Raw genomic sequence first — 23,282 nt, forward strand, 5'->3', positions numbered from 1 at the left:
TAGTCATTTTTATAATAAAAAAATGTATAATATTTTAGTTAATAAAAGGGGATTCATATGATAGATAAAGATATTATTTTAACAGCAGAGGGTCTTAAGGAATTAAAAGAAGAGTTAACTCATTTAATCAATAATGTCCGTCCACAAGTTATTGAAGAACTTGTTGAAGCACGTGCACAAGGAGATTTATCAGAAAATGCTGATTATGATGCAGCAAGAAACAGACAAGCTGAAGTAGAAGCAAGAATAAAAGAAGTAGAAGCAATGCTTTCAAAAGCAAAAATTATTAAAGATTCTAATTCAAAAAATAAAGAAGTAAAAATTGGAAGTCAAGTTACATTTACAAGTCAAAAAACTAAAAAAGAAATGACTGTTAAAATTGTAGGAGCTATTGAAGCAGATCCGTTTGAAAATAAAATTTCAAACGAATCACCATTGGCAAAAGCAATGATGGGTAAAGTTGTTGGAGACTCAGTTGAAGTAAGAGAACTAAAAGAACCTTATAAAATAACAATTAAAGATATTAAATAATTAGCCTAATAATTTTATTAGGTTTTTTTGTATAAAAGGAGAAGCCATATGTTAAAAGTTCAAACCACGTTTAAAAATGATTTGACCACTATATATTTAGTGGGAACTCCAATTGGTAATTTAAATGATATATCAAAAAGAGTAATTGATACTTTTGAAATCTCTGATGTTATTTATTGTGAAGATACTAGAGTAAGTTTTAAATTATTTGAAAAATTAAAGATATCAAAGAAATTAAAAGCTTTACATAAATTTAATGAATATTCAATTTTGCCAACAATAATGGAAGATATTAAAAAGTGTAAAAATATAGCGATAATTAGTGATGCAGGTGTTCCTTGCATTAGTGATCCAGGAGCCATTGTTATCAAAAATATTATTGAAAATGATATAGAAGTGAATATAACTTCAATTAACTGTGGTCCTGCATATATTCATGCAATAGCAGCTTCAGGTTTTGTTGCAAAAAGGAATTTATTTTTGGGTTTTTTAGATAAAAAAAATATAGAAAAAGATATGCATGAAATCTTTAAGGACAATAAAAATAATGATACTATTATATCTTTCTATGAATCTGTTCATAGAATTCAAGCAACATTAAATCTGCTCTCTCTACAATTAAACGAAAATACAAATATTGTATTAGCAAGAGAATTAACAAAACTCAATGAGGAGTTTTTAAGGGGAACAATTGTTGAGATCTGTGAATATATTAATAATAATCAGTTAGTATTAAAAGGAGAATTTTGTATTATTATTGATTCTAAATATTCTTTAAAGAATGAAATAAAAGTAGATATGGAATTAATTATAAGTGAGGTTGAAAAACTAATATTGGAAAATATTAGTAAAAAGGAAGCAATAAAGACTATTTCAAAAAAATACTCTGTAAATAAAAATGAATTAACAAAATATTTTTATAAAGATTAATTTTTTAAATATTATGACGATATTAATATAGGAGGTCTAAATATGGAAAAATTATCTATACAAAAATCAAGAGAAATTATTGGAGGTAAAGGAATGACAGGAGCTTTACTTAATGGTTTTGGTTCTATTACAAAATCAATTGGTGAACTTTTCTCAAATTCAATAGGAACAATTGCTACTACTGTTTTTACAGCAATTTCATTAAATAAAGTTGATAAGTTAGATGCTAAAATTGGAAATTCTACGTTTAAGGCAGATAATTCAATTTCGAATAAAGCTGCAATTGAAGCCGAAAATAATATTCCAAATGTAGTAAATTTATTTTAATATTTGCTTAAAAAAGTAAAAAAAAGTAAAAAAATCTATTAATTTGGTATAAAATTATTTAGGTTGCTAGTTTCAACCGCACTTTTGTATGTTATAAAGAAGTTTGCAAAATAACTCACATACAAGGCGAGTCTAGACTGGGAGGAATAAAGATGTTCGCAATTATAAAAACTGGTGGAAAACAAATTAAAGTTCAATCAGGAGATGAAATCTATATTGAAAAATTAGAGGTCGAAGAAGGTAAAAAAGTTACTTTTAATGAAGTTCTAATGATCGATGGAACTGTAGGATCACCTTTAATAAAAGGAGCAACAGTTGTAGGAACTGTTGTTAAACAAGGTAAAGGTAAAAAACTTAGAGTTGTTAGATACCATCCTAAGAAAAATGTTAATAAAGTATATGGTCACAGACAACCTTATACTAAGGTTAAAATTGATACTATTTCATTAAGTGGTTCAAAACCAACAATAGAATCAGTTGCACCAAAAACAACAGCTGCACCAAAAACAACAGCTGCACCTAAAACTTCTACTTCAAATAAAACAGAGGAATAGTTGATGGTAAAAGCAAAAATTTTTAAAAAAGAAAATAAAATAAATTCATTTGTAATAAGTGGACATGCGAATTTCAAAGATCATGGAGAAGATCTTGTATGTGCTGCAATTACAGGGATAGTTTCAGGCTCATTAAATGCATTAGATATTAAATTTAATAAAAATACAGAAATTAATGTTGATGCAAATAGAATAGAAGTAAAAGTAATAATAGAAGATAATTTATTAAATCATCTATTAGAGTTTATGATTATTCAATTAGAAACTATTGAGGTACAATATCCAAAGAATTTTAAAATAGAAAGGATGATTTAATATGCGTTTCTTATTAGGATTACAATATTTTGCTTCTAAAAAAGGAGTAGGGTCAACTAGAAATGGTCGTGACTCAGAATCAAAACGTTTAGGAGCTAAAAAAGCAGATGGACAATTTGCTAATGCAGGTTCTATAATTTTCAGACAAAGAGGAACAAAAATCCATCCAGGTGTAAACGTTGGACGTGGTGGAGATGATACATTATTTGCGTTAGTATCAGGAATAGTAAAATATCAAAGATTTGGTAAAAACAGAACTAGAGCTGTTGTTATTCCCCAAGAATCTAAATAATAATAAATAAGGCTCCTTTAAATAGGAGTTTTTTTAATGAAAAGAGGAGTTTAATAATGTCATTTTGAGTATTAGTTTTTATTTTATTATTTTTATTTGGTATTTTAAGTTTTTTGTATAAGATTAAATTAGGAAAACGTGAAAAAAATAGTAAAGATAATATTCAAGTTAATGAAGCATTAAAAAGCTTTAAATCCTCATTTGCAAGCCAAAAGGATAAAATAGTTTTAATAAAAGAAATTGATTTAGTCGAAAACTTTAATAGATTTCCATTCAAATCTGATTTTAAAGAAATAAAGAATAAATATAAAAATGAAAAATTAATTTTAACTATTGAAAATACTCAAAAAAGTTTTTATGACTATTGAGCAGTTAAGGAGTTTGATTTTTTCGTAATTTTTGAGAACTTATCTAAAAAGAATTTCATTGTATTTTCAACAAAAGTTCTACTATTGATATACAGTGAGTTTCTTACAAAAACTTTTAATTTGTATAAGCAGACATTTATTTTAGCAGTTATACCAGCTATCATTTTTAAAGAGGAAAATAAAAGTTTTAAATCAATTAAACCAGAAAATTTGAATGAGTATATTGATAGTCAGTTTCTTGAATTCTCTAAACAATTAAACAAAATTATTGAAATGATTGAAATTCAATTGCAGGTTAAATCAAAAGAAAAAAGTAAAACAAATTTTGAAGTTGATGAAAAGCAGTTAAAATTAGTAGAAGCATACAAAATATTGGAAGTGTTACCAACTGATTCAGATGATAAAATTAGAAAAGCTTATTTAAAACTTGCTAAAATGTATCATCCAGATAAAAATAATAATGAATATGCAAAAGAAAAAATGGCTCAAATAAATGATGCCTATGATATTGTTGTAAAGGAAAGAAATAAAAATTAAGGAGATAATTTATGAATGTAGTTAAAGATATATTATTAGGTCAATATTTTGATCAAGCATTGGAAGAAACAAAAAAAATAGTTGCTATGCCATCTTATAGAAGAGATTTGACATATGGAGCACCTGTACATCAAGAAATAAAAAATGTTTTAAATCATTGTATAGATTTATTAAAGGGTTTTGGTTTTGAAACTTTTATAGCTCCAGATTACAGATATGGTTATGCAGATTATGGAACTGGAGATAAATTATTTGGAATAATTTGTCATTTAGATGTTGTTCCTGCAGGAAATATTGATGAGTGAAAAACTAATCCATTTGAACCAATAATCAAAGATGGAAAATTAATTGGCAGAGGGACTTTTGATGATAAAGGGCCTACAATGATGAATATTTTTGCTTTTAAATATCTAATTGATAATGGTTTTAAACCAGATTATAAAGTAAGATTTATTTTTGGAACAAGTGAAGAAACAAACTGAGAATGTATGGAAGCATATGTTGCAAATGAACAATTGTGCGATTTAGGATATGTTCCTGATGGTCATTTTCCTGTTGTCTATGCAGAAAAATGAATTGCTGATGTTGATTTAGTGGGAAAATTTGAATCAGAATTTGAACTAAGTGGAGGAGAAGTATATAACGCTGTAAATGATTTAGTTAAATATGATGGACCTAAAAAAAGCGAAATTGCAGCTTGATTAAAGAAAAACTCAATTGATTCTTATGAAAAAGATAACTACTTATTTGTAAAGGGAGTATCAGCTCATGGAAGTTTACCTTTTAAAGGAATATCTGCATCAACTTGATTATTAAAAGCAATTGCTGAAATGGGATTGAAACATCCTTTGGCTGAATTTGTTTCAAAATATGCTCACTTAAATTTTGATATGAAAGAGATATTTGGAGACTTAACAGATGAGACTGGAAGTTTAACTGCTTGTAATGGAATAGTTGAAGTTTCTAAAAAAGACTTTAGATTTACAATTAATTTTAGAATACCTTGTACAAGAGAACCAAAAAAAGATGTTGTCGAAGTTTTAAAAAAATTTGTTTCAAATCAAAACATTGAGTTAAAATTATCATCAATTGAAGATAGAGTTTATTTCCCAAAAGATAGTGAAGTTGTAAAAAACATTATGCAAGTTTATAAAGAAGTAACTGGAGATTTAAAAGCTGAACCAATAGCAATTGGTGGGGGAACATTTGCTAAATCAATGCCAAATATGATTGCTTTTGGAGCAGAATTTGATATGAATGATTCAACTATGCATGCATATAATGAATATGTAAAAATTGATGATTTAAAGAAAATGATGGAAATTTATGCAAAATCCTTAGTTAAATTAACAAAATTAAAATAATGCTTTTAAAGCATTATTTTTTTGTAGAACAAATATTAAAAAATGATATACTATAAATATTGTATATTTAATTTTGGGTATGCAATCACATATGGGAATTTTACATCCTAGTGCTTGTTATTTTTAATTAAACAAGTGGATTTATTTAGAACCATTATGGAAGATTAACGAATAAAAATTTGAAAGGAAATTAAAACATGGCAAAAGATTTAACAAGAGAACAGTTATGAGATGCTGGAGCTCAATTTGGACACCAAACTAAGCGTTGAAATCCAAAAATGAAACCATATATTTATGGAGCAAAAAATAAAAATCATATTATAGATTTACAACAAACTATTTGAAGATTAGAAGACGTTAAAAGATACGTTACTTTAATTGGACAAAAAAAAGAGAAAATAATTTTTGTTGGTACAAAAAGAAGTGCCAAAAATGCAGTAAAAGAAGCAGCGTTAAGAAGTGGTAATTTCTTTGTAAACTCAAGATGATTGGGTGGAACATTAACAAACATGAAAACAATCTCATTAAGAATTAAAACTTTATGAGACATTGAAAATGAAGAAAAAACAGGAAAAATAAACTTAAGACCTAAAAAGGAACAAATTTTAATTAGAAAAGAAAAAGCTAAATTAGAAAAAACTTTAGGTGGAATTAAACAAATGCATAAACTACCTGCAGCGATGTTTGTAGTTGATCCTAAAACTGATGAAATTGCTGTTAAAGAAGCAAGAAAATTAAGAATTCCAGTTATTGCTATTTGTGATACAAATGTTGATCCAGATATGGTTGACTTTGTAATTCCTGCAAATGACGATATTCAAGAATCAGTAAATATTATTACTAATTTTATAGTTGATGTTTATGCTGACGCAGCAGGTATTAAAATGCAACCAAGTAGTTTAAAAATTGTTGCTCAGAAAAAAGAAGAGAAACAATATGGAGAAGGTCAAAGACCATATACACCAAGAAATAATGATTCAATGGGTGAAAGATCAGCTGCACCTAAAAAACCTGCTGTAAATAAAGAAGAAACTAAATAGGAGAGATTAAAATGGCAGTTACACCACAATTAATTAAAGAATTAAGAGAAATGACTTCTGCTGGAATGATGGACTGTAAAAAAGCTTTAGAAGCTACAAACGGTAACATTGAAGAAGCAGTAGTTTGATTAAGAGAAAATGGTTTAGCAAAAGCAGCTAAAAAAGCTGATAGAGTTGCAGCTGAAGGAGTTTCATTTGCAAAAACTGATGGTAAAAGAGCAATTATTTTTGAAGTAAACTCAGAAACTGATTTTGTTTCTAAAAATGATAAGTTTATGGCATTAATTGAAAATATAGGTAATGCTTTATTAAAATCAAAAGCTACAAATTTGCAAGAAGCTTTAAATGTTAAATTAGCATCAGGGCAAAATATTAGTGAAGCTTGTGTTGAAGCAACAGCAACAATTGGTGAAAAAATTGAATTAAGAAGAATTGCTGCAGTTGAAGGAAAAAATTTAGCAATATATAATCATGCAAATAAAAGAATATCTGTATTACTAAATTTTGATGGAAACATTTCAAGTGAAGATGCATATAATGTTTGTATGCATGTTGCAGCTATGTCTCCAAAATATTTATCACAAACTGATGTGCCTCAGGAATTTAAAGATCAAGAAATGCATATTATTAAGGAAACTACTGATTTAACTGGTAAACCTGAAAATGTTGCTGAAAATATTTTAAAAGGAAAACTAAATAAAAAAATTGCTGAAATAACTTTATTGGATCAAGGTTTTGTAATGGATGAAAAACAAACAGTAGGAAACTTTGTAAAATCAAAAGGCGCAACTTTAAAACAAATGTTTAGATTTGAAGTTGGAGAAGGAATTGAAAAAGTAACAACAGATTTTGCAGCTGAAGTTGCAGCACAGTTGGCAGGTAATTAATATGGTTAATAATTTATTATCTTTAGAAGCAAGTAATTTATTAATTCTTTCAATTGTTCTTTTAACTGTAGCACCATTATCATCAGTCTATTCATGATATTTAACAGGATTATTTAAAACAAATAAATCAGAAGTTAAGTTTGCTAATAAATTATTAGTTGGAATTATGATATGTTTACAAATTTTATCAATTGTAGCAGCAGTGATGTCATTAGTATTTTATTTTATAGATTTAAAAAGTCCAAGCTTAAGTAATTCATTGTTTATTGTTTGCATTGTAATATCATTTGTAACATCGGCAATTTGGTTTTCAATGGTTTTATTTTTTTCAAATCAACTATGATTTTATATTGATGATGAAAAAATTGTTACATTGGGAGAATCAATCAAATTATCAAAAATTCAAAAAATAATTGAAGATGATGAAAAAAGTGCTGTTTATGTTAACTACTTAGAAGGTAGAAGAACAATTAAAAAAATCAAATTTAGTAAAAAAACAGCTTTAGGAATTTATTTTTTAGAGAATGCATCAAAAACAGGTGTTAATCCAGAAAAGGGAGATGAGGTTACTTATTTTAAAGAACAAGTGGCTAAAATCAGATCTGAAGCTTTAGAAATTTCTCAAAAAGATGTGAAAGCACCAATTGAAAAAGTGGAAATAGAAGCTGAAAAAACAATTGAAAAAGCTGAAAAAGTAGCTGAAAAGAAAGTTGCTAAAGCAGAATCAACTGCCAAAAAGACAGTTGAAAAAGCTGAAAAAACAGCTGAAAAAACAGTTGAAAAAGCTGAAAAGACAATTGAGAAAGCTGAAAAAACTGCTGAAAAAACAGTGGCTAAAGCAGAATCAACTGCCAAAAAGACAGTTGCAAAATCTAAGAAAGATTTAGAGAAATAAAATTAATAGATAAAAACACATTTTAATATGTGTTTTTATTTTATTTAATATAAAATAAGTATGAAAAAGGCAGAGGTAACTTTTAAATAAGTTTGAGAAACACTCTTAGAACCTGATCTAGTTAATACTAGCGTAGGAAGACCTTTAGAATAAAAATTCTGCCTTTTTCATGGAGGAACTTCATGAATAAAAAAATTATAAAATTATCAATAGCTTTATCTACAATAAGAATATTAATATGTTTAGGTTTGGTGATTTGAGCAATTATTACAATTATTGAGGCAGGAGATCAAAACGGTAGTCTATTACTTGGAAAAATAATAACCATCTCTTTTTGCTTTTCATTATTTTTTATTTTATTTACTTTAATAAATTTTTCATTAATTCTTAATATTATTCTCGATAAGGATAATATTAATAAAAAAAATATAATGGCATTAGCTTTTATAACTTTTAATTTGGAGACTTTAATTTATTATTTAAGTAAACAAGAGTTTAAATTTAAAAAAATAAAAATTAAAAGATGAACAATATTTGATATAACTTCAATTTCACTATTATTAGCTTTATATTTTTCAATAGGTTTTGTAACAGGATTAATTCCACCAATGCCTTTTTATATTACATTGACATTTAAGTATATACCACTTTTTTTTGGAGCTTTTATCTTATCAATATCTGCTTCAATTACTTTATGTTTCTTAGCAGCAACTTTATCAATACTTTTGCCAGGAGCATACTTACAGTTTTGACAATTTTTCTTTGATTATTGATTGCCAACTCTATTAATTTTTACAGCAGGTTTTTTTACACCAAATGTAAAAACAGAGAGAATGATTACTAAGATTGGAGTATGATTTGCTTTTATTTCTATACCAATTATATTTCTATATTTCTCAAGAGTTACTTCAGGAGTTGTATACTGATTAAATCCAAATAAAATTGAAGTAATTAATAAAGAATTTAATTGAGCAAATAATATTGGCTACTCATTTATTTATAATTCTATAAATACAATTTTTGATTATATACTTTTAATAATTTGTATTCCCTCAATATGTGAGTCACTTTGAACTGTAAAAGAAAGATTTTTTTACAATAGAAACTTAAATCAAGAAGAGTATACTGAGTAAGTTTTTAATATAAAAAAAATTTTCATTTTTTATAAAAATTAAAATATATCAAATATATCTTTTAAAATTTTTTTGTAGGAATTAAAATGAAATTCTTGAGAGGAATAATTTATGTCTAAAAATATAAAAAAATATAAGTATAATTTTTCAAGAATTATACTTACAATTATTTTAATTCCTTTAATTTTAATAAAATCAAAAAGGGACTTTAAAATATATAAGGATTTTTGTTATACATATCCAAGATCTGAAAAAGAGAGAAATATTGGTCAGTATCCAAATATTGAAAGTAAATTAAATTGTTTAGATTATCACTATTGAGATTTAAAAAAAATGAGTTTAAAAGAGGAGTCATTTAAAAATAGTGATATTAAAGAGTATAGGTTGCAAACTAAAAAGGGAGATATAAGCTGCATTAAAGTTATAAACAAGAAAAGCGATAATTGAGTAATTGCTTTACATGGCTGAACTGAAGATAAATATTTAGCGTTAAGACTTGTTTACCACTATTTTAAAAAGGGATATAATATTTTATCTTTTGATGCATTTGCACATGGTGAGAGTTATGGCAAATATACTGATATTGGCTATTCAAGTATTGAAATGCTAGATGAAATTATAAGAGATTTGAAGATTAACAATAATGTTAAAAATATTGGTTTAATCGGTAATAGCATGGGCGCTTCAACTTCTATTTTATATTCTCAAAAAGGTCTTTTTAAAAATGAAATAAGTTGAGTAGTTGCTGACTGTGGTTTTAATAAAATTAAGTATCAATATCGTTATTACATTCAAAATAATTTTTTTAAAAAAGCTTGATGATTAAATGGTTTAAATTATACTAAGAAGTTTAGTAAAATCACAAAGACTAATCAAAATAGTTACAATTTAATTAAAAATATGAAATTTAATAAGGACGTACCAATATTTTTTATACATGCTATTGGTGATACATTTATTCCTTATGAAATGAGTTTAGATATGTATAATAAAAAAATCTCTTTAGAAAAAAATAAAAGAAGTATATTATGAACACCAGAAGGTTCTGAACATGTAAATGTAATTGCAGATTATAATGAAGAGTACATTAATAGAACTTTAGAGTTTTCACAGGAAAGCGAGAGAATAAAAAATGAAAAATAGAAAAATGGGTTTTTGAACTGTGTTAGCTTTGACACTAACAGCAACAATTGGTTCAAGCTTACTTGTTACTTTTAATCAAGTTTTTATGATGGTTGGTAATAATCCATTGCTTATAATATTAGCTTGAATTATTGGGGGAATAATAATTCTTCCTGAAACATTTTTAATGGTAGAACCTGCAATTTCTTTTCAAGAAAATGGAACTACTTATAGTTGATTAAGAAAAGCAAATTGAAAAGTTATGAGTTTCTGATTTGGTTGAGTTCTAACATTATTTGTATCAGCAACTGCAATTGCAAGTAGCTGCTTAGCTTTATCTACAATTATTATGAGTATGGCGAAATCTGATAATATTTATTTATTAAAGACTATATCAATTTTAATTTTATTATTAATTGGAGGAACTCAAATATTTTTAAAAAATAGTAGTCAAGTGAGTCAAATAATCTTTTTAGTAATTAAAGCTTTACCAATATTATTTGTAATGATATTAGCTTTAGTTTATGGTTCAACTAATGGACTTTTAAGTAATAAGGAAATGAATCAAGGTCTAGGTCAAGCATATATTTCATCTTCTTTATTAATTCCAGCAATTACAATGACTATGTTTTCATATTCAGGTACAGAAGTACCAACTTATGTTGCAGGAGAAATTAAAAATGCAGAAAAAACTACACCAAGAGTAATCATTTGTGGTGTGATAATTGTTATTGCAATTTATTTAATAAATGGGATTGCTCTGTTATCATTAGCTTCATCAGGTGACGAAATGGCAAATGGTAATCAAGGATTATTGGCTTTTTCTAAATTACCTTATTGATCAAAAATAACTTTTAATGTTTTAGCAATTTTATTATTTATTGGTTCAATTAATGCATTTTTGTTATATCAAACAAGATTGATATACAAGATGGCAGAAGAAAAAGATTTATCTAAACCATTTTTAAAAACTTCTAAATGATCAAATCAGCCATATATGGCTATGTTACTTTTAATTGGTTGTGCTATATTATATATAATTTTTAATCAAATTGTTGAACTATTAGCTTATTTTTCATTAGCAGTAAGTGCATTAAAAATATTAATGACAACTAATGTAATCTACTTAAGATTAAAAGAACCTACTTATAAGAAAATTTATAAAAAATGATTATTTTGAATATTTGTTACTTTTGCATATTTAACTTGTCTATTAACACTTGGAGGGTCAATGATGTTAATGTTAAGTACAACAAAAATGGCTGATATTTGAAAACCTATTTTAGTTATATTATTGGTTATTTTAATTGTTCCAATAGGTTTTTTAAAATTCTATTTACAAGAAAAACAAGCAAAAAAGGAAGTTGCTGATAATAAACAGATTTAATAATATAAATATTAAATTGCAAAAAACCCATATTTTTATCAAAAAAATATGGGTTTTTGTTATAATCTATCTAGCGAGGTAAGTATGGCACTAAAATTTAAAAGAGTTCTATTGAAAATATCTGGAGAAGCCTTAAAAGGAAATGGAGACATTTATGATAAGGAAAGACTGGATGCTGTTGCAAAACAAGTAATTGAATTAACTAAGCAAGGTTTGCAAATTGGAATTGTAATTGGTGGGGGAAATATTTGAAGAGGAAAATTAGCAGATACTCTTGAATTATTTAGAATTGAAGCGGATTATATGGGAATGTTAGCAACAATTATGAATGCATTGGCATTTGAAGCTACATTAAGAAAATTAGGATTTGATAAAGTAAAAGTTTATTCATCTTTGGAAATTAAAACTGTAACAAGTTCATATAACTATAGAAATGCAAGAGAAAAACTTGATGAAGGTTATGTAACAATATTTGCTGGAGGAACTGGTTATAGTTACTTCACAACAGATACTGGAGCAAGTATTAGAGCAATTGAAATTAAAGCTGATGCTTTATTAATGGCTAAAAATGGAACTAAAGGAGTTTATGATTCTGATCCAAATACTAATTCTCAAGCAAAATTTTTAAAAAAATTAACACACAATGATTTAGTTGCAGGAAACTTACAAGTTATGGACTCAACAGCTGCAGCATTATCAAGAGATGGTAAATTGGAAATTGTTGTCTTTGATATGAATGGTGCAGACAACATTATCAAAATTGCACATGGTGAATTAGAAAGCACTGTAATTAAATAAATAAGAGAGGATTTTTAAAATGTCACATGAAATAATTGATATCACTGAAATGAGTATGGAAGAGACAATAGAAAGTTTTAAGGAATACTTATTAAAAATTAGAACAGGAAGAGCTAATGCAAATATGCTAAATAGTGTTATGGTTGATTTCTATGGAACTCCAACACCATTAAATCAAACTTCACAAGTATCTTCTCCTGAGCCTCAACAGTTAGTTATTAAGCCTTATGATAAAGGTCAGGTAGCTGCAGTTGTAGCAGGAATAAATAAGGCTGATTTGGGATTAAATCCAATTGCTGAAGCTGATTTAGTAAGAATTAATATACCAGCACTAACTGAAGAAATCAGAAAAGACTTAGTTAAAAAAATGCTAAAAGAACTTGAGAGTTTTAAAGTTAGAATTAGAAATGCAAGAAGAGATGCAAATGATAAAATTAAAAAAGATAGTTCATCTCCAGAAGATGTAAAAAAAGATTTAGAAAATCAAATTCAAAAACACACTGATAAATTTATTGATATGCTTGATAAAATGGCAAAAGATAAAGAAAATGATTTGATGAAAATTTAGTATTTATTAAAAAGCTTATGCTTTTTTTTTATTTTGTTTATCTAATGTTTGACCCTAATTCAACTTAAAAGATACATTATAAAAGTTACTCAAGCAAGGTTGTAAAACATTTATTTATATATATACTAAATATTAGAGGTGTATCTTATGGGATTTAGTATAGGGATGGTTGTATCATATAATCGCCAAAATTATGTAATATTAGAAATAATTGAAAGACAGATTAATTCTAGTTTCATTAAATTTTTGAAATTAAAAAACCTAATAGATCAACAAATAGTAACAGTTAATTCTCAAGAAGTTCAACAAATTGAGTTAAGACCAAGAAAAGAAGTACAAAAAGAGGTAACTGAAAATCAAATTACTGATACTAGTTATATTGAATCTTTATTTTCAGAAATTGGTATAACACAAGAAACTGAAGATATTAGTTTGTTTGATTTAACTGGAGAAAATACATTTACATTAGATGATGTTATTTTTGATAAATTTGAAAATGATGATTTTGAAAATGATGAAACAGTAAATATATTTGAAAAGTCTAACACATCATCTACATTAGTTGAAAACTTTCAAACTCCTGAAACAAAAGTTCATTTGACACCAAGGAGAAAATCTTCATTAGAAAATATTTCACCAATAAGTGAAACTTTTAGTGATCTAAAGTTGGTTGGGGAAGTAGCTACTAAAACTACTGAAATAATTCCTACAAGAAAATTACAACAAGAAAAAAAACAATCTGAAATTAATAGAATACAAGAAATTAAAGATTTTAAAAAACATGAAATCGAGTATGAGAAGAGAAAATTAAAAGAAAGTTCATCACCTGATGAATCAAACTTTAATCAAAATGATAAATTTAAAGATTATTTAATAAAGGAATTGGAATCTGATCCTTCAAATGAAAGAAACTCTCTTTTATTAAAAGAGCTGAATTCTAATTTAAATAAGGAAATTAATCAAGTTGAAAATAATAATACAAACCTATTTAAAAATGATTTTACTGAGTCATTAGATAAGGAAGTAATTGCAAAAGAAATTGAACTTAATAAGTTTGCAAATAACTCAAATAAGAAGTTTGATGAGAAACACTTTGATACTTTGGAAACTGGACCTTTAAATACTAGAAGATTGTTTGAAAACTTCAATAAGCAACAAAATTTTCAAGATAGTTTAAATGAAAAATATAGAGATAATGTTGATAATACAAACACTTTATTTGGAGTTAACAGAAATTTTAATCAGGATGCTTTAAAAAACTCTAAAATTTATAAAAAATTTAAATTAATGAGTTTATGATTAGTAATTTTATTATTAGCTATGGTAATTACGCCAATCATTGGACTGTTTATTAAAAGTTCAGTTTACTGAGTTCAAAATAAAACATTAAATCTAAGTGCCATATTTACTTTCAATTTTAATAATGCAATAGATGTTATTTTTATGACAGCATTTATATCAATAACATTAGTTTTCTTAATTTACTTAGTTTTCTATTTGATAATAATTAGTGATAAACAATATAAAAAAATTGCATTTTATAATTTTCAACTTGAGAATAGGGTTGAAATAATTGACTCAATTCAAAATTATAATAATGAATCAAGTGTCTATTTAATTAAAGTTCATAATGAAATTAAAAAAATTAAAAAAGATATTAAAAAAATTAATCAGCAACAAATTAACCCAGTAGTTTCTAAAAAGGAACAAAATCATCAAAAAATTTCACACTAAAAGGTCATTTAAATGACCTTTTAGTTTTAATTTGTAATAAAATATAATTTGAGGTGCAAAATGAAACACTGAGATATAATAATTCTATTTCCAATACTTTTTATAATTTGTGCTATTTCAATGGTTTTTTTGTGCAAAAAAGAAAAATTACAAAAGACTACTTATTTATGATTAGTTCAAATTATTTTATTTTGAGTAGCAGCAGGATATGCAGGTATTGAAATAAAAAATCAGATAAGTTTACAACAAAATATTAGTTCGACAAATTTTATTTTAGCTAGTGTTTTTTCAACTTTTCTATTTTTAATTATTCTAAAGCCAATCGCAACTTTTACTACGGGAATTATGCAAAATAGGAAAATTTGAATTCAAATAAGTAATGTTTTACTAATCTTAGTTTTAGCATTAATAAGTTTTCTAAATTTGCCATTATGAATGTTAATCATTGTATCAATTATGCTTTCATTTTGTTTAGCAAGTTCAACATTATTTACTCTTTTTTTAAATGAGCAAAGCTTTTTTAGAATATATATAATGCCTTCAGTTTGAATTACATTTATATTTATTTCTTTTTCATCTTCTTTAGGAGTTTATTTTAATAATGTAAATATGGTTGCTAATAACAATGCAAGTACAATTGTATTTAATTTATTATTGATATCAATGTTAATTACAGGTTTGGCACTTAGTTTTATAATTAAGGAAAATAAAAACCTAGTTCAAGTATTTGATAATGAAGTTTTAGAACAGTTACCTAAGAAGAATAATTTTACTTTCTTTATTATTTACACATTGGCTTTTCTATTAACTTTCACTAGTGCAATAAATAACTCATTATTTATAAAGTTATATATTGCTTTAAATTTAACTAATTTAAATCTAAATGACGAGAATGTTTTGACCTGATTAAGAATTAATGAATTTATTTATTTAATTCCAACAATCTTAGCTTCAATATTAAGTTATAAAGTTTTAAGAAAAATAATAGAACAAAAATATTTAATCTATATTAATCTATTTACTTTGTTTTCAGCATATACAATAATGGCATTTACTTCTAATCCATTTATATTTATATTATTAAATATACTTACTGGAATTTGCTTTAATCAAATTATTTACTCATTATTTTCAGCTTGTGTATTTTGAAATTATAGAGCTAAAAAAAATCCAGTTACAGGTTTTTATGGTAGTTCAATGTTTCTTGGATATTTTATTGTTGAAGTAACACAAAATAGCTTATCTAGTTTAAAAGTAGGTATTTTTAAAAATTTTTCAAATTTAGATCAATTGCTTATTTTTAAAGAGACTTCAACAAGTGAGGAAATAGACAAACTTTTAAGAACCTTTGATAATTTCTCAACATTAATAATGTCAATTGCTTGTGTTATTGTGCTTGCCTCAATATTAATATTTTACTTTATGAGTAATAAAATATTTGCAGACTATAATAAGTACAATTCAGCTACAAAAAATTTAAAAATGTTAATTAAAAAAAGAGTTATAACAAAAACAAAAACAAAATTGAACTTAAAAGCAATAGAGGAGGATATTAATCAAGATTATGAATAAGATTTTTAATGATGAAATTGAAGTTATTTTTGAAATTAATCCTTTTGAAATAAAAAGTGTTAAGAAATCTAATGTAGAAATAATATATCAAAAAAGTTCAGAATGAAAAAAAAATTGACCAATTTTATTTCCTATTTGTGGTAATTTAAATGGTAATTTAGAACATAATGGTAAACCTTTAAAACTTGAGAGACATGGTTTTTTTAGAGATATAAGGAATTGAACAGTTACTGAGGATAGCAAAAGTAGGGTAGTTATAGAATATATTTCAAATAATGATTTTTATCATATATACCCATTTAAATTTAAAATTATAATTGAATTATATTTAATAGACAATAATTTATTTTTAAACATAATTGTAAAAAATCTAGAGGACGAAACTATGTTTTTCTCACTTGGACATCATCCTGGCTTTAAGTTTTTTAATAAAGGAAATCTAAAATTTGATAAGCCAGTTTTGTTTTCAGATAAATTTGAAAATGGACTTATTGTAAATTTAAATAAGGATATTGAAATTAAAGAATTTACACATAAAAGTTTAGAATTTAATAACAGTAAATCATATATAACTGATAATTATTATCATGAAGATATTGTTTTAAATAATGGAGAAATAGAATTTAAAATTAAAACTAAAGATTTTAAAGATTTAGTATTATGAAGAGAAAATAATGATTGTGATTTTATTTGTATTGAACATTGAAATGGATTACCTGATATGAAAAATAAAATATCTAAGGAGTTAAAAGATAAACCAGGAGTTTTAAATTTAGAACCTAATCAAGAAAGAAATTTTTTATTACAAATTGAATTTTAAAAAAAGATGCTATTGCATCTTTTTTCATTCCTCATAATATTCTAATATTAGTTCTTTTAATTCTGGAACCAACATATCTTGTTGAACAGTTTTAAAAATTTTTCCCTTTTTAAAAATAATACCACCTTTATTTCCACCAGCTATTCCAATATCTGCTTGACTAGCTTCACCGGGACCATTAACAACACAACCAAGTATTGCTACCTTCAAAGGGAATTGCAGTTCTTCTACAAATTCTTCAACTTCCTTAACAACGTCTCTTAGAGCAAATTCTAATCTTCCGCAAGTTGGACAAGCAATTACCTCAACCATATTTTCAAATAGACCTAGTGAATTTAATAATCTTTTTGCCACTTTAATTTCTTCAACAGGGTCTTCACTTAAACTAATTCTTATAGTACTTCCAATTCCTCTTTGAAGAAGATAACCCAGACCAAAACTTGATTTTATTGCTCCATTTAATAAACTACCAGCTTCGGTTATTCCCAAATGTGCAGGATAGTCTCAATTTTCACTAGCAAGTTCATAGGCTTCAATTGCCATTAAAGGATCAGTTGCTTTTAAAGAGTAAATAATATCTTTAAAATTATACTTTTCTAATATCTCAATATGTTCTCTAAGAGATTCAACCATTGCTTTTGCAGTTCAACCATATTGAGCAACCATTTTTCTTGGTAAGCTACCTGAATTTACTCCAATTCTTATTGGTATTTTTTTCTCTTTGCATTTTTCAACAACTGCAATTGTATTCTCTTCAATTCCAATATTTCCTGGATTTATTCTTATTTTAGCGCAACCAGCATCTGCTGCAATTAAGGCAAATTTATAATTAAAATGGATATCTGCAACTATAGGGACAGGGGAGTTATCTACAATTTGTTTAAGTGCATTAGCATCATCAATACCTAATACTGCAACACGAACAATTTGACATCCCTCTTTATAAAGTGAATTTATTTGTTCTAGAGTTTCTTTAACATTGTGAGTTTTTGATGTTGTCATTGATTGAATAACAACATTGTTATTTCCTCCAATTTCAATATTGCCAACCATAACTTTTCGTGTATTAATTCTATTTATCATAAATTTCTCCAAATTGTCTTTTCTTTACTCAAATATTATACACTCTTTTATAAGCTAAATTTTAGTACACATAATGGGGTTATAAAATTTTTTTTATGTATAATTAATATAGTAAGGGGTAAAAATTATGTCAGAAAAAACTACATTAAGAGATATAGTTAAAATCAATAAATCACTTGCCTCTAAAGAATATGAATCTTTAATAGAGTTTAATAAATATAGTGATATTATTCAAAACTACATTGATGAGACTTTTTTCAAAAATGATGCAATTATTGAAAAATTAGTTGAATATTGTGATAATAGTGCCAGATATTTAGATATTACTTTTAAAAAAGCAAGTGGAATTAAATTAAGTACTGAAAATGTTCACAATTATACAAGCAATGTAAAAAAATCAATTGAAAAAGCAATTTATAGTGAAGAAAGTACTTTCAATTTCTCAATTTTTGTAGAAATAAAAAGAATCTTTAAATATTTTTTAGAAAAATCAAAAGAATATGATGCACTAAAAAATTTTAAAGAATTGTATAGTGTAAGTTCAGTTGAATTTCATCAACAAAATGAAAGTTTCAAATATCTTTACACAATATTTGATAAATTAACTTATATTGCAAAGCATTTAAATGATAAGTATTGTAAAAAAGAACCTACAAAATACTCTAGTGAGTCATTAAGATTTTCCAATGATTTTTTGCCAAATATTTCTTTTTTATCAAAAAGCGCTTTCGATTTCCAACAACTATCAGATGTTATTGAAAGAGTAACTTATTCTAAGGCTTGACATTATATTAGAAGGTTAAGAAATTCCATTGAACATGACTTTGTTGATCCAGCATATAAATATAATATTTGCTTCTCATTAGAGTTATTATTCATAATAATTGGTAGAATAATGCTAGCGTTAAATAAATACTTACAATCAAACGATCAAATCAAAGAAACATTAGATTCCTTAAGAGTGGAAAAATAGTTTAATTTAAGAGGTACATTATGAATAAATGAAATGAAATACAACTAAATAATTTTAATGGACCACTGGACTTATTACTTCATTTAATAAAAGAAAAAGAAATGAATATTATGGACATTAATTTAATCGAACTTTCTTCACAGTATATAAGCTATATTAAAGAATATGAGTTACTAGATATTGAAATTGCAAGTGAATATTTGGTTATGGCTGCATACCTTATAGAATTGAAATCAAAATTATTAATCCCAAAAGAAGAAGTTGAAGTTGATTCAAATTATGAAGATCAAGAACGAGATGATTTAATACGCAGATTAATGGAATATCATAAAATTAAAGAAGTAACAAATTTCTTTAAAACAAAACAAGAAGATTTTTTAAAGACTTTTAGTAAAACAAAAAGTATAATAAAAATAGCTAAAATTGATGATGACGAATTACCTTTAGCTCAAAATAATATTGATATAGAAAAATTCTCAAATATATTCTTAAAAGCAATTGAGAAAAATAAATTCCAAAGAATGGAAGTTAATACAATTAATAGAGTAGATGTTTCACCTGAAGAAGTAGCAGAAGAAATTAAAGCATTTTTGAAAAATAATAATATTGATGAAATTGATTTAGCAAAGTTAATTGAATTAAAAGAATTCTCAATTAGAATGATGGTAGCGACTTTCTTAGCTGTATTAGATTTAGCAGCTAAGAAATTTATAACGCTTTCTCAAAATGGAGATGAAGTTATTGTAAAGTATTTGAATTAGATTATTAAAAGGAGAAAATTATGGATAAGAATAAAAAGATAGCAATAGTTGAAGGTCTATTATTTGTTAGTGGTGATGAGGGAACAACAATTGAAGATTTGCAATTTATATTAAATGAAGCTAGTACAAATGAGATTGAAAAAATAATTGATAAATTAGTTGATAAATATAAGAGCGATGAGTCATGCGGTTTAAATATTCAAAAATTTGCAAAAAATAAATTTAGATTAATTACAAAAAAAGAAAATGCTGAATATTATACAAAATTAGCAAATGTAAAGACTGAATCAAAACTTTCAACAGCAAGCATTGAAACTCTTTCTATAGTTGCCTATAAAGGTCCAATTTCAAGAGCTAATGTTGAAGATATTAGAGGTGTAAATTGCGAAACAATCTTTTATAAATTAAAGCTAAGAAATTTAATTCAAGAGGCTGGAAAATCACAAGATGTTGGTAAGCCAATGCTATATAAAGTAACAGATGATTTTCTAAAATATTTTAATTTAAATAGCTTAGATGAGTTGCCAAAACTAAAAGAAGCAATAGAAGAAGAAAAAGACATTTTTAATAGAGGTTCATAATGGAAGAAAGATTACAAAAAATAATAGCCACTAGAGGTTATTGTTCAAGAAGACAAGCAGAAAGATTAATTGAACAAGGTCGAGTAAAAGTTAATGGAACTGTTATTAGAGAAATGGGTTCAAAGTTTGATACAAATGTAAAAATTGATATTAATAATAAAAATTTAGATGAGAATAAAGAAAAGGTTTATTATTTATTTAATAAACCTAGATTAGTATTAACAACAATGCACGACCCAAAAGACAGAAAAACAGTGGCAGAATTTTTTAGGGATTCAAAATTAAGAGTATATCCAGTAGGTAGACTTGATTATGATGTATCGGGAGCTTTAATTATGACAAATGATGGAGAATTTGCAAACTTTGTAATGCATCCAAAATATGAATTTAGAAAAACATATCAAGCATTATGTAAAGGAAAGGTTCATAAATATCAAATTAAAAAACTTGTAGATGGTGTAATTATAGATGATGATTACAAAACAAAAGCAATTCAAGCAAGATTACTTAAATATGATGAAGAGTATGATGAATCTGTTATTGAATTAACAATTGCAGAGGGAAGAAAGCATCACGTAAAAAAAATGCTAGTTGCAGCAGATATCTATTTAAGAAAATTAAAAAGAACTCAAATAGAGTTTTTAACAATTGATGATTTACCAATTGGTAAATTTAGAGAACTAAAGTCGCATGAAATTAAGCAGTTTTATGGAATTTATAATTCATTGAAAGTTAAGAGAGGTAAATAAATGAGAATAGCTATTTTTGGAACAGTTGGTGCAGGTAAATCAACTATTAGTGAAGAGATTTCAAAAAGACTAGGTTATGAAATATTTCCAGAACCAATTGATAATAATCCATACTTTGATGATTACTATAAAGATATGGAAGCTAATGTATTTAAAATGCAAATATATATGCTTACTGCAAGAAGTCAACAATTAATTGCAGCAAAATCTTTGGAAAACGTAATTTTTGATAGAACAATTTTGGAAGACCCAATTTTTGTTGCAGTTAATCATGAATTAAAAACAATGAATGATATTGATTATAAAACTTACACTGATTTTTATGAGCATGTTGTTATTCCAAATTTAGCGCATAGAGCAACATTTGATTTGGTAATTTATTTAAAAGTTTCAACCAACAAAGCAATTCAAAGAATTAAAGAAAGAGGAAGAAGTCAAGAACTTAATACTCCAAGACAATATTGAGAAACATTAAATAAAAAATATGATGATTTCTTTGAAAGAAGAAAACATATGTTTGATTTTTTGGTAGTAGACGCTGAAACAGATAATTTAGAAACAAAAATGGACTTTATTATGAATAAAATTTATTCTATAGATCCAAAATTAGTAAAATAAAACTTGTATAATTTTTAGATATAAAAATTGTTATTTAATAAATATAAATATTTTTATTAAAAGACTTTATAAATATGTTATTGAGCTAAAAAAGAAAACTTAATTTTAAGTTTTTTTTTTTTTTTTAATATCTAGAATAGTTCTTAAATAAAATTATAAGTTACTAAAATTATGTAAGTATCAAAAATACTATTATATGAATTATTTTTTTTATAATTTTAAAGGTTATAAAAAGAGTTTAACAATAAATTTGAAGTTAAAAAGACACTTAAACTTTTCTAAACTTGTTTTACTGTTTATGATTGAAATATTATTTTGAACTTAAAAATAAAACTATAAAAATTAAAAATTTATAGTGTTGTTGATATTAGATTACTTAATAAAAATTCAAAAAATTATATATAGTAATAGAACCTATTTATAATAAAAAAGTTACAAATATGTAGATTTTCTAATTAATTTAAATTATGTAAATAAATTATTTAGTTGTAATTAGAATGATTTTAATATAAATATAATTATGAAAACAAAATATGACACTTTTCCCAAATAAATAAAAATTTTAGTGTAAAATTTTATAGTAAAGTTTTTAAATGCAAAGGAGTTTTAATATGGGAAGAGCACATGAAGTTAGAAAAGCAAGTATGGAAAAAACAGCTGCTATGAAATCAGCAATTTATGGTAGAGCTTCAAAAGAAATTTATATGGCTGCAAAAGCTGGTAGCAAAGATCCAGATTCAAATTTAGCTCTTAGAAGTGCAATTGATAAAGCAAAATCAAAACAAGTTCCAGCTGATGTAATTCAAAGAGCAATTAAAAAAGCTGAGGGTGGAGATGCTGATAATTATACTTCAAATAGATATGAGGGTTATGGCCCAGGAAATTCGATGATAATTGTTGATTCACTAACAAATAATGTTAATAGAGCTATTGCTGAAATAGGAGATGCATTTAATAAGAATGGTGGCAAGATTGCCAACAGTGGAGCTGTCTCTCACTCATTTCAAGCAGTAAGTATTTTTGCATTTGATCAGAAAAATGTCGAACAAACATTAGAATTATTAATGGAAACAGATTGTGAAGTAAATGATGTTGTAGAAGAAGAAAATATGACAGTCATTTATGCGCCTTTTAACTCATTTAATCAAGTTAAAAAAGCTTTGGATTCTGCTGGTGTTAATAATTATAATATTGCAGAAACTACAATGTTAGCGGATGAAATGATTACAATAACAGATAATGAAATAAAAATTAATTTTGAGAAATTAATTGAAAAATTAAATCAATTAGAAGATGTTCAAGATATTTATCATAATGTTGAGAATTAATATATAAAGGGGTAC

25 protein-coding genes, 1 pseudogene, 1 riboswitch and 1 other annotated feature are annotated in these 23,282 nt (G+C 25.4%); of the genes and pseudogenes, 25 read left to right on the forward strand and 1 reads right to left on the reverse strand.

What is annotated here, in order from left to right:
• Positions 1–60: 60 nt before the first annotated feature.
• The 19 genes and pseudogenes from greA (at position 61) to AAHM99_RS05250 (ending at position 17,174) form a co-directional block, all read left to right on the forward strand.
• Positions 61–531 carry a transcription elongation factor GreA gene (greA, locus tag AAHM99_RS05160; protein ID WP_422398405.1) on the forward strand — a complete coding sequence of 157 codons (471 nt, stop codon included), beginning with the start codon at positions 61–63 and terminating at the stop codon, positions 529–531.
• A gap of 48 nt (positions 532–579) precedes the next feature.
• A complete protein-coding gene (gene rsmI, locus AAHM99_RS05165) occupies positions 580–1,461 on the forward strand; it encodes a 16S rRNA (cytidine(1402)-2'-O)-methyltransferase (protein ID WP_342275604.1) in 882 nt (293 codons plus the stop codon).
• A 42-nt stretch (positions 1,462–1,503) separates the two neighbouring features.
• Positions 1,504–1,788 (forward strand): hypothetical protein, encoded by a 285-nt coding sequence (locus AAHM99_RS05170; protein WP_342275605.1) that lies wholly within the window; start codon positions 1,504–1,506, stop codon positions 1,786–1,788.
• A 64-nt stretch (positions 1,789–1,852) separates the two neighbouring features.
• Positions 1,853–1,932, forward strand: a sequence feature (ribosomal protein L21 leader region).
• An 8-nt stretch (positions 1,933–1,940) separates the two neighbouring features.
• Positions 1,941–2,237: pseudogene (gene rplU / locus AAHM99_RS05175) on the forward strand (50S ribosomal protein L21); the annotation flags it as partial.
• 108 nt (positions 2,238–2,345) lie between these two features.
• A complete protein-coding gene (locus AAHM99_RS05180; RefSeq protein ID WP_342275606.1) occupies positions 2,346–2,657 on the forward strand; it encodes a ribosomal-processing cysteine protease Prp in 312 nt (103 codons plus the stop codon).
• Position 2,658: 1 nt separating this feature from the next.
• The gene (gene rpmA / locus AAHM99_RS05185; protein WP_053945913.1) at positions 2,659–2,949 is read left to right on the forward strand and encodes a 50S ribosomal protein L27; all 291 of its coding nucleotides are present in this window, start codon (positions 2,659–2,661) and stop codon (positions 2,947–2,949) included.
• 56 nt (positions 2,950–3,005) lie between these two features.
• Positions 3,006–3,854: a J domain-containing protein gene (locus AAHM99_RS05190; protein WP_342275607.1), complete on the forward strand. Its 849-nt coding sequence runs from the start codon at positions 3,006–3,008 to the stop codon at positions 3,852–3,854.
• A gap of 11 nt (positions 3,855–3,865) precedes the next feature.
• On the forward strand, positions 3,866–5,218 hold the full coding sequence (locus tag AAHM99_RS05195) for a Sapep family Mn(2+)-dependent dipeptidase (protein WP_342275608.1): 1,353 nt from the start codon (positions 3,866–3,868) through the stop codon (positions 5,216–5,218).
• 197 nt (positions 5,219–5,415) lie between these two features.
• On the forward strand, positions 5,416–6,258 hold the full coding sequence (rpsB, locus tag AAHM99_RS05200) for a 30S ribosomal protein S2 (protein ID WP_342258527.1): 843 nt from the start codon (positions 5,416–5,418) through the stop codon (positions 6,256–6,258).
• An 11-nt stretch (positions 6,259–6,269) separates the two neighbouring features.
• Entirely contained in the window at positions 6,270–7,145 is an 876-nt protein-coding gene (gene tsf, locus AAHM99_RS05205; RefSeq protein ID WP_342275609.1) for a translation elongation factor Ts, read from the forward strand.
• A gap of 1 nt (position 7,146) precedes the next feature.
• Positions 7,147–8,040, forward strand: coding sequence for a hypothetical protein (locus tag AAHM99_RS05210; protein ID WP_342275610.1), 894 nt, complete (start codon positions 7,147–7,149; stop codon positions 8,038–8,040).
• A gap of 61 nt (positions 8,041–8,101) precedes the next feature.
• Positions 8,102–8,197: riboswitch (TPP riboswitch) on the forward strand.
• A 25-nt stretch (positions 8,198–8,222) separates the two neighbouring features.
• A complete protein-coding gene (locus AAHM99_RS05215; protein WP_342275611.1) occupies positions 8,223–9,173 on the forward strand; it encodes an energy-coupled thiamine transporter ThiT in 951 nt (316 codons plus the stop codon).
• A 111-nt stretch (positions 9,174–9,284) separates the two neighbouring features.
• Positions 9,285–10,316 carry an alpha/beta hydrolase gene (locus AAHM99_RS05220; protein WP_342275612.1) on the forward strand — a complete coding sequence of 344 codons (1,032 nt, stop codon included), beginning with the start codon at positions 9,285–9,287 and terminating at the stop codon, positions 10,314–10,316.
• A complete protein-coding gene (locus AAHM99_RS05225) occupies positions 10,306–11,682 on the forward strand; it encodes an amino acid permease (protein ID WP_342275613.1) in 1,377 nt (458 codons plus the stop codon). The genes AAHM99_RS05220 and AAHM99_RS05225 overlap by 11 nt, the downstream gene beginning before the upstream one ends.
• Positions 11,683–11,766: 84 nt before the next feature.
• Positions 11,767–12,480, forward strand: a complete 714-nt coding sequence (gene pyrH / locus AAHM99_RS05230) for a UMP kinase (protein WP_339029557.1) — start codon at positions 11,767–11,769, stop codon at positions 12,478–12,480.
• 19 nt (positions 12,481–12,499) lie between these two features.
• Positions 12,500–13,048, forward strand: coding sequence for a ribosome recycling factor (gene frr / locus AAHM99_RS05235; protein WP_342275614.1), 549 nt, complete (start codon positions 12,500–12,502; stop codon positions 13,046–13,048).
• A gap of 147 nt (positions 13,049–13,195) precedes the next feature.
• Positions 13,196–14,782: a hypothetical protein gene (locus tag AAHM99_RS05240; protein ID WP_342275615.1), complete on the forward strand. Its 1,587-nt coding sequence runs from the start codon at positions 13,196–13,198 to the stop codon at positions 14,780–14,782.
• A 60-nt stretch (positions 14,783–14,842) separates the two neighbouring features.
• Positions 14,843–16,354, forward strand: a complete 1,512-nt coding sequence (locus tag AAHM99_RS05245; protein WP_342275616.1) for an MFS transporter — start codon at positions 14,843–14,845, stop codon at positions 16,352–16,354.
• Positions 16,347–17,174 carry an aldose epimerase family protein gene (locus tag AAHM99_RS05250; protein ID WP_342275617.1) on the forward strand — a complete coding sequence of 276 codons (828 nt, stop codon included), beginning with the start codon at positions 16,347–16,349 and terminating at the stop codon, positions 17,172–17,174. The genes AAHM99_RS05245 and AAHM99_RS05250 overlap by 8 nt, the downstream gene beginning before the upstream one ends.
• Positions 17,175–17,183: 9 nt before the next feature.
• Here AAHM99_RS05250 and ispG read toward each other — a convergent pair whose 3' ends face one another.
• Positions 17,184–18,257 carry a flavodoxin-dependent (E)-4-hydroxy-3-methylbut-2-enyl-diphosphate synthase gene (ispG, locus tag AAHM99_RS05255; protein ID WP_342275618.1) on the reverse strand — a complete coding sequence of 358 codons (1,074 nt, stop codon included), beginning with the start codon at positions 18,255–18,257 and terminating at the stop codon, positions 17,184–17,186.
• A gap of 127 nt (positions 18,258–18,384) precedes the next feature.
• Between ispG and AAHM99_RS05260 the strand changes: the two genes are divergently transcribed.
• The 6 genes from AAHM99_RS05260 (at position 18,385) to AAHM99_RS05285 (ending at position 23,267) form a co-directional block, all read left to right on the forward strand.
• Complete coding sequence (locus AAHM99_RS05260) at positions 18,385–19,230, forward strand: hypothetical protein (RefSeq protein ID WP_342275619.1); 846 nt, start codon at positions 18,385–18,387, stop codon at positions 19,228–19,230.
• 20 nt (positions 19,231–19,250) lie between these two features.
• A complete protein-coding gene (locus AAHM99_RS05265; RefSeq protein ID WP_342275620.1) occupies positions 19,251–19,991 on the forward strand; it encodes a segregation and condensation protein A in 741 nt (246 codons plus the stop codon).
• Between the two features lie 20 nt (positions 19,992–20,011).
• The gene (gene scpB, locus AAHM99_RS05270; protein ID WP_342275621.1) at positions 20,012–20,572 is read left to right on the forward strand and encodes an SMC-Scp complex subunit ScpB; all 561 of its coding nucleotides are present in this window, start codon (positions 20,012–20,014) and stop codon (positions 20,570–20,572) included.
• Positions 20,569–21,321 carry a pseudouridine synthase gene (locus AAHM99_RS05275; RefSeq protein WP_425288812.1) on the forward strand — a complete coding sequence of 251 codons (753 nt, stop codon included), beginning with the start codon at positions 20,569–20,571 and terminating at the stop codon, positions 21,319–21,321. The genes scpB and AAHM99_RS05275 overlap by 4 nt, the downstream gene beginning before the upstream one ends.
• Positions 21,322–21,939 carry a deoxynucleoside kinase gene (locus tag AAHM99_RS05280; RefSeq protein WP_342275623.1) on the forward strand — a complete coding sequence of 206 codons (618 nt, stop codon included), beginning with the start codon at positions 21,322–21,324 and terminating at the stop codon, positions 21,937–21,939. It abuts the gene before it with no gap.
• Positions 21,940–22,550: 611 nt separating this feature from the next.
• Positions 22,551–23,267 (forward strand): YebC/PmpR family DNA-binding transcriptional regulator, encoded by a 717-nt coding sequence (locus tag AAHM99_RS05285; protein WP_342275624.1) that lies wholly within the window; start codon positions 22,551–22,553, stop codon positions 23,265–23,267.
• Positions 23,268–23,282 lie beyond the last annotated feature (15 nt).

The organism is Spiroplasma endosymbiont of Cantharis lateralis (assembly GCF_964030855.1).
GTDB lineage: Bacteria > Bacillota_I > Bacilli_A > Mycoplasmatales > Mycoplasmataceae > Spiroplasma_A.